Annotated in this window: 7 protein-coding genes; 6 read left to right on the forward strand and 1 reads right to left on the reverse strand. The window is 71.5% G+C overall.

What is annotated here, in order from left to right; translation table 11 throughout:
* Positions 1-335 (reverse strand): ABC transporter substrate-binding protein (locus MKK75_RS28445; protein ID WP_244045842.1); only part of this gene is annotated, 335 nt, incomplete at its 3' end.
* 316 nt (positions 336-651) lie between these two features.
* On the opposite strand from MKK75_RS28445, the gene MKK75_RS28450 reads away from it, so the two are divergent.
* The 6 genes from MKK75_RS28450 to MKK75_RS28475 all read left to right on the forward strand — a co-directional run bounded on the left by MKK75_RS28450 (position 652) and on the right by MKK75_RS28475 (position 7,184).
* Positions 652-1,629 carry a transporter gene (locus tag MKK75_RS28450; RefSeq protein ID WP_244045843.1) on the forward strand — a complete coding sequence of 326 codons (978 nt, stop codon included), beginning with the start codon at positions 652-654 and terminating at the stop codon, positions 1,627-1,629.
* Positions 1,630-1,807: 178 nt separating this feature from the next.
* The gene (locus MKK75_RS28455) at positions 1,808-2,833 is read left to right on the forward strand and encodes a cyclase family protein (RefSeq protein ID WP_244045844.1); all 1,026 of its coding nucleotides are present in this window, start codon (positions 1,808-1,810) and stop codon (positions 2,831-2,833) included.
* A 191-nt stretch (positions 2,834-3,024) separates the two neighbouring features.
* Positions 3,025-3,975: a 3-hydroxyacyl-CoA dehydrogenase family protein gene (locus tag MKK75_RS28460; protein WP_244045845.1), complete on the forward strand. Its 951-nt coding sequence runs from the start codon at positions 3,025-3,027 to the stop codon at positions 3,973-3,975.
* Positions 3,972-4,730 (forward strand): SDR family NAD(P)-dependent oxidoreductase, encoded by a 759-nt coding sequence (locus MKK75_RS28465; RefSeq protein ID WP_244045846.1) that lies wholly within the window; start codon positions 3,972-3,974, stop codon positions 4,728-4,730. The genes MKK75_RS28460 and MKK75_RS28465 overlap by 4 nt, the downstream gene beginning before the upstream one ends.
* A gap of 17 nt (positions 4,731-4,747) precedes the next feature.
* A complete protein-coding gene (locus MKK75_RS28470) occupies positions 4,748-5,632 on the forward strand; it encodes a 3-keto-5-aminohexanoate cleavage protein (protein ID WP_244045847.1) in 885 nt (294 codons plus the stop codon).
* 322 nt (positions 5,633-5,954) lie between these two features.
* On the forward strand, positions 5,955-7,184 hold the full coding sequence (locus MKK75_RS28475) for an ABC transporter substrate-binding protein (protein WP_244045848.1): 1,230 nt from the start codon (positions 5,955-5,957) through the stop codon (positions 7,182-7,184).
* The last annotated feature ends 7 nt before the right edge of the window (positions 7,185-7,191 follow it).

Raw genomic sequence — 7,191 nt, forward strand, 5'->3', positions numbered from 1 at the left:
ACCTCGGAGATGTAGCTGGCGATGACGAGGTTGACCTTGTCCTCGGACACCGCCCGCTGGAACGCCCGGACCGCGTCGGAGGCGGAACTCTTGTCATCGTAGGTGACGACCTGGATCTGCCGGCCGTCGACCCCGCCCTTGGCATTGATCTCGTCGGCGGCGAGCTGCACCGCCTGCGGGATCGAGGCCCCGGCCACCGACTGCGCCTCGGCGATCACCCCGATCCTGATCGGGTCCGCGGCGTGGGCCGGGCCCGCCAGCAGGGCGCCCGCCGCCAGCAGCGCGGGCAGCCTGCGCCGGATCTGGGCGCGCCGGGCGGCGGCGGTCTCGGGCATCGGCGTTTCCTCGATCTCGGCGCCCGCATTCTTTATTCGCGGGCTTGCGGCCGACTGTAGCCGCCGCCGGAGGGATCACAAGGGGCCACCCTCGAGCGCCGCGTGACGTTTCCGGCCGGTCGTTCTCCCCGATGCGGGGCCCCGGAACGATCATGGCATTTCGGCCACAGCGTGCAGTTTTTTGCTCGTGCCCCCCGGCCGGGACCCCGCGCTCCGGCCATCGCCGCGCTTCCCTGATGCGACATATTGCCTCACTCCTGAAGGGCCGGATTCGGCGGCGCCGCCGAGGCGCAACGCCGAAGACCAGGGGGGCGGCATGCTCGGACGAACAGGGACCGCGGCCGCGGCGATGATCGGCCTCGCCATCGGGGTGGCCGGGCAGGCCCGCGCCGCCGCCGTCACGCAGCCAGGGGAGCAGGTAGGCCTTGCGCCGGGCTTGCCGCTGCCGGAGGGCTTCTACGCCTTCGACACGTTCAGCTGGGGCCGGGCCGACCGGCGCGACGCCGCCGAGATCGGCGTCAACATCCCGTTCATGATCTATTCGTCGCCGCTCAAGGTCTTCGGCGCGCGGATCGAGCCGGTGGTCGCGTTCCCGTCGGTGTTCATCAACACCCACAACCCGGCGCCGGTCCCCAACAAGGAGATCAGCACGCTCTACACGCCGTTCCTCGGCAGCATCTTCGCCTGGAACCTCGGCGGCGGGTTCGGCGTGTCGTACATCGCGGGTGCCTACCTGCCCTACGGTGATCGCGGTTCGCTGGGCATCGGACTCCGGGGCACGCCGCTGGTCGCGCAGGCCGCGTCGGCGACGCTGACCCAGCGCCTCGCCGCCAGCTTTGTGGGCGACGGCAGCCTGAACCTCTCGGCGGTCCTCACCTACAACCGGCCGTTCGACGCGCATGGCCGGTTCGGCGGCCCGGTGGGGGCGGCGATCGGCCCGATCCCGGTGGCCGACCAGCTCAACCTGGATCTCACCGCCACCAAGAAGTTCGGTCGTTTCGAGATCGGCGCCGTCGCGTACGGCTACACGGACCTGTCAGTGAACCGCAGGGACCGGCTGTTCTCCCGGTTCCAGCGCGACGGGTTCGTCGCGGCCGGCGGCCTCGTCGGTTACGATTTCGGGCACGTCATCCTGCAGACCTTCGTGACGCGCGAGATCATCGCCCGCGACACCCGCAACGGCGCCGGGTATCGCCGGCACAACGAGGAGACCCGGGGCTGGTTTCGGGTGGTCGTGCCCTTCCCGATGGCGGCCGCCAAGCCCGTGCCGGAGCCGCTGGTCCGCAAGAACTGAGGCCGGGGCGGGTTTCACGGGGCCCGCGCTGTCCGCCGACGGGCTTTCGGGCCCGGCGGCACCGGCCTAGGCTCCGGGTGGATCCGCGACAGGCGGACCGCACGGCCTCGAAGAAGGGCGGACGTCAGGTGAGGAACGCACGCGCGTCGGGAACCGTCCCGGGCCGGGGCTCGGCCCCATGACCCTGCGCTGGACCCGCCGGCCCGAAGGCTCGACCTGGGGCGATTTCGGCCCCGACGACGAGCGCGGGCGCCTGAATCTCCTGACGCCCGAGAAGGTGCGCCAGGGCGTCGCCGAGGTGCGGGAGGGCCTGACCTTCTGCCTCAGCCTGCCGCTGGACCTGCCGGGGGGCAACGTCCTCAACCCGCGCCGCCACCCGCCGCAGATCACCCCGACGCGGCGCGCCAACGGCCGGCCGAACATGAACTTCCCGGTCTGCGAGGAGGTCGACGGCGCCACCGACGTGATCTGCGACGACCGCGCGCTGATCCACCTGCAATACTCGACCCAGTGGGATTCCCTCGCCCATGTCGGCTCGCTGTTCGACGCGGACGGCACCGGGGCGGGCCCGACCTTTTACAACGGCTTCCGGGGCGGCCGCGACATCGTCGGGCCGGAGCGGATCGAGGCGGCCGACCAGCCGTCCCGGGCGAAACACCTCGGGATCGAGCGGCTGGCCGAGACCGGCATGCAGGGCCGGGCCGTGATGATCGACCTGCGCGCCCATCTCGGCGACGCCAAGACCCGCGTCGGCTACGACCAGCTCGCGCGGATCCTGGAGGCCGACGGCGTCGTGGTCGAGCCCGGCGACATGGTCTGCCTGCACACGGGCTTCGCCGAGCGCCTGATCGCCATGGGCGGCGATCCGGACCCGACGCTGGTCCACAATCTCTGCGCCGGGCTCGACGGGCGGGATCCGCGGCTCCTCGACTGGATCACCCGCACCGGGCTCTGCGCGCTGATCGCCGACAACTACGCCGTCGAGGCCTATCCGGCGGGACCCGGCCCCGCCTGCTGCGCGACGCTGCCGCTGCACGAGCACTGCCTGTTCAAGCTCGGGGTCAATCTCGGCGAATTGTGGCACCTAACGCCGCTCGCCGACTGGCTGCGCGCGCAGGGCCGGAGCCGGTTCCTGCTCACCGCGCCGCCGCTGCGCCTGCCCGGGGCGGTGGGTTCGCCGACGACGCCGATCGCGACGGTGTGAGAGCCTGACAGCATGCCCGTTCAATCCAATCCTCCCCCTCATCCTGAAGCGCCGAAGCATAGCGAAGGCCGCGAAGGAGCCCGCCAGGGATCGCGCGGCCGGCTGGAGGGCTCCTTCGAGGCCCGCTGGCGCGGGCACCTCAGGATGAGGTCGCGGGCAGGATGGCGATGCATTGGGAGGGCCCGAACCGCATGAGCGAGATCGCGATCGTCGGCGGTGGCCTGATGGGGCACGGCATCGCCCTGGTGCTGGCGCTCCACGGGCACGCGGTGCGGATCACCGACACGCAGCCGGAGACCCGCGCGCGGGTGCCCGCCCTCATGGCCTCGGCGCTCGCGACCCTGCGGGAGGCCGGCGCCGCCCCGGAGGGCTGGGACGCCGACAGGCTCAGGGCGGCGGTCCGGGTCGAGGCGGAGCTCGAACCCGCTTTGGCCGGCGCCGGTCTCGTGATCGAGGCGATCACCGAGAACCCGGAGGCCAAGCGCGCCCTGTTCGCCGAGCTCGATCGCCTCTGCCCGGCCGAGACGATCCTCGCCAGCAACACCAGCTACCTCGACGTCTTCCCGCTGATCCCGCAAGGCCGGCAGGGGCGGGCGCTGATCCTGCACTGGTACACGCCGCCCTACATCGTCGACCTCGTCGACGTGGTGCCCGGCCCCGGCACCGACCCGGCGGTCGTCGCCGCGATGGCCGATCTGGTGCGCGGCCTGGGCCAAGTCCCGATCGTGCTGAAGCGCTTCATCCCCGGCTACATCGCCAACCGCATCCAGCAGGCGATCAGCGCCGAGGTGTTTCAGCTCCTCGACGAAGGCGTCGCCGCGCCGAAGGACATCGACGACGCGATCATCCACGGCCTCTCCCTGCGCATCCCGATCCTCGGCCACCTCGCGAAGGCGGACTTCACCGGGCTGGAGCTGACCCAGCGGGCGCTGGCCAACGGCAGCTACGCCCCGCCGCCCCCGCGCGCGCGCTCCGAGACCCTGGACGCCCTCTGCGCCGAAGGCAGCACCGGCGTGATGGCCGGCAAGGGCTATTTCGACTGGGGCGGGCGCCCGCCGGAAGAGCTGTTCCGCGAGCGCGACCGCAAGCTCCTGGCGCTCAAGGCCGCGATGGCCGGGATCGGCCGGATGGAGGGGACATGATCGGGGCCGATTGTTCAGGACGGCGCGTCCTCGTCACCGGGGCGTCGTCGGGCATCGGGCTCGCGACGGTGGCGCACTTCGCCCGCAACGGCGCGACGGTGGCGCTGAATCACCTGCCCGACGATCCCCGCGGCCCCGCCGAGGCCGGCCGGCTCGCCGGGGAGGGCTTTTCGGTGATTGCCCTGCCCGGGGACGTGTCGGCGCCGGGTGCCGCCGAGGCGATGGTGGCGGCCGGGATCGAAGCCCTGGGCGGCCTCGACGTGCTGGTCAACAATGCCGGCACCGCGGGCACCACCACGCCGATCGCCTTCGAGGACCTCGACGCGATGACCGAGGACTTCTGGGCCACGATCCTCGCCACCAACCTGCTCGGGCCGTTCCGCTGCGCCCGGGCGGCGGCGGCGAGTCTCAGAAAGAACCGGGGCGCCATCGTCAACACCGCCTCGGTGGCCGGGCTCGGGCGGCGCGGCTCCTCGATCGCCTACTCGGCCAGCAAGGCCGGGCTGATCAACCTCACCCGAAGCCTCGCCCGGGCGCTGGCGCCGGATGTGCGGGTCAACGCGGTGGCGCCCGGCCTCGTCGCCACGGCCTGGACCGAGCCCTGGTCGGAGGAGCGCAAGGCCTCCACCGTCGGCCGCACCATGCTTGGCCGCATGGCCCGGCCGGAGGACGTCGCCGAGACGATCTTTTTCCTGGGCGCGGGGGCGGCCTACATCACCGGCGAGACCATCACGGTCGATGGCGGGGCCATGTGACGTCCGGGAGGACAGAGATGTCGAGCACCACCGTCATCACCTGCGCCCTCACGGGCTCGTTCGACACGCCGGGGAAGAACCCGGCCGTGCCGGTGAGCCCGGAGGCCATCGCGCGATCCGCCCTGGAGGCGGCCTCCGCCGGGGCCGCGGTGGTTCACATCCATGTCCGCGATCCCGCGACCGCCGCGCCCAGCATGGAACTCGCCCATTACCGGGAGGTGGTGGAGCGGATCCGCGAGAAGAACACCGACGTCATCCTCAACCTGACCACGGGGGCGGGGGGCCGGTTCGTGCCGGGCGATCCCGACCCGGCCGCGGCCGGCCCCGGCACCACCTTCGTGAGCCCGGAGGCCCGCACCCGGCACGTGACGGCTTTGCGGCCGGAGATCTGCACCCTCGACATCGCCACGATGAATTTCGGCGAGCACCTGTTCCTCAACACCCCCGGCCACCTGCGGGCGATGGCGGGGCGGATCCGCGACGCGGGCGTGAAGCCCGAGATCGAGGTGTTCGACCTCGGCCAGATCGAATTGGCCCGGCACCTGATCTCCGAGGGCCATCTGGCGCGCCCGCCCCTGTTCCAGCTCTGCCTCGGCATCCCCTGGGGTGCTCCAGCGACCCCGGAGGCGCTGGTGGCGATGCGCGCCCGGCTGCCGGAGGACGCGATCTGGTCGGCCTTCGGGATCGGGCGTCAGGAATTCCCGATGCTCGCGGTGGCGGCCGGGATGGGCGGCAACGTCCGGGTCGGGCTGGAGGACAACCTGTACCTGTCTAAGGGACGGCTCGCGCCGAGCAACGCCGCGCTGGTCGAGAAGGCGGTGAGCCTGCTCGCCCACATCGATCGGGATCCGGCCACGCCCGATCAGGCGCGGGCGATCTTCGGGTTGGCGCCACGGGGGTAGATCGCCTGCGATTCTTCCTCTCCCCAATGCGGGAGAGGGTGGCCCCCGAAGGGGGTCGGGAGCGGGGAGCGACGGTGCAGAATTGAACGCTGGCCTTCATGGCGGTCGCACCCGGTCCGGAAGCCGCGCTCCCCTCTCCCGACCCCTGCTGACGCAGGGGCCTCCCTCCCCCGCAGAGGGGGGAGGGAGGGCCGTGGCGCTTACGGATCTGCGGCATCCTCACCCGCGCCGGTATCAGCCGCAATCGCCCGCGGATACGCTGCCTTCGAACACCGCGAGCGCCGATCAACGCCGCCGCGTGCGAAAAAACAGGGAGAGAGACATGACGCTCCGCCACATCGCCGCGGCGCTGCTCGGGAGCGTGTGCGCGCTCAGTGCCGGCGCGGCGCGCGCGGCCGACCTCGCGCCGGTGAAGATCGGCGTGCTGAACGACCGCTCCGGCGTCTACTTCGATTCCACCGGCGAGGGCTCGGTGGTGGCGGCCCGCATGGCGGTCGAGGACTTCAAGCCGGAGGAGCACGGGCTGAAGGTCGAGGTCGTGGCCGCCGACCATCAGAACAAGCCCGATGTCGGCGCCTCGATCACCCGGCAATGGTACGACCGAGACGGCGTCGACGCGGTGTTCGACGTGCCGACCTCCTCGGTGGCGCTCGCCATCGCGCAGATCACCAAGGAGAAGAACAAGGCCTTCATCAACTCGGGCGGCGGCACCGCCGACCTGACCGGCCCGGCCTGCACGCCCAACACCGTGCACTGGACCTACGACACCGCGGCGCTGGCCAACGGCACCGGCAAGGCGATGCTCAAGCGCGGCGGCAAGACGTGGTACTTCATCACCGCCGACTACGCCTTCGGCCTCGCCCTGGAGCGCGATACCAAGGCCGTGGTGGAGAAGAACGGCGGCAACGTCGTCGGCGGCGTGCGCACGCCCTTCCCGAACCCCGACTTCTCCTCGTTCCTGCTCCAGGCTCAAGGATCGGGCGCCCAGGTGATCGGGCTCGCCGATGCCGGGCTCGACGCCGCCAACGCCATCAAGCAGGCGCACGAATTCGGCATCCGCCAGGGCGGCCAGAAACTCGCGGCCCTGCTGATCGCCATCACCGACATCCACTCGCTGGGCCTGGAGGTGGCGCAGGGGCTCGACTTCACCGCCTCGTTCTACTGGGACCTCACCGACGGCACCCGGGCCTTCTCGGACCGCTTCGCAAAGCGGATGCCCGGCAAGAAGCCGACCTCGTATCAGGCGGGCGTCTACGCCAGCACGCTGCACTACCTGAAGGCGGTGGCCGCGCTCCACTCCGCCAAGGACGGCGCCGCCGTGGTCGCCAAGATGAAGGAGATCCCTACCGACGACCCGCTGTTCGGCCAGGGCACGATCCGGCCGGACGGGCGCAAGATCCACCCGATGTACCTGTTCGAGGCCAAGACGCCCGCCGAGTCGAAGGGCGAGTGGGACCTCTACAAGGTGCTGGAGACGATCCCGGCCGAGCAGGCGTTCCGCCCGATGAGCGAGGGCGGCTGCCCGATGGTGGCCGGCATGACGGCGAAGTAGGGCTTTC

This window comes from Methylobacterium sp. J-030 (genome assembly GCF_022829545.1).
Classification (GTDB): Bacteria; Pseudomonadota; Alphaproteobacteria; order Rhizobiales; family Beijerinckiaceae; genus Methylobacterium.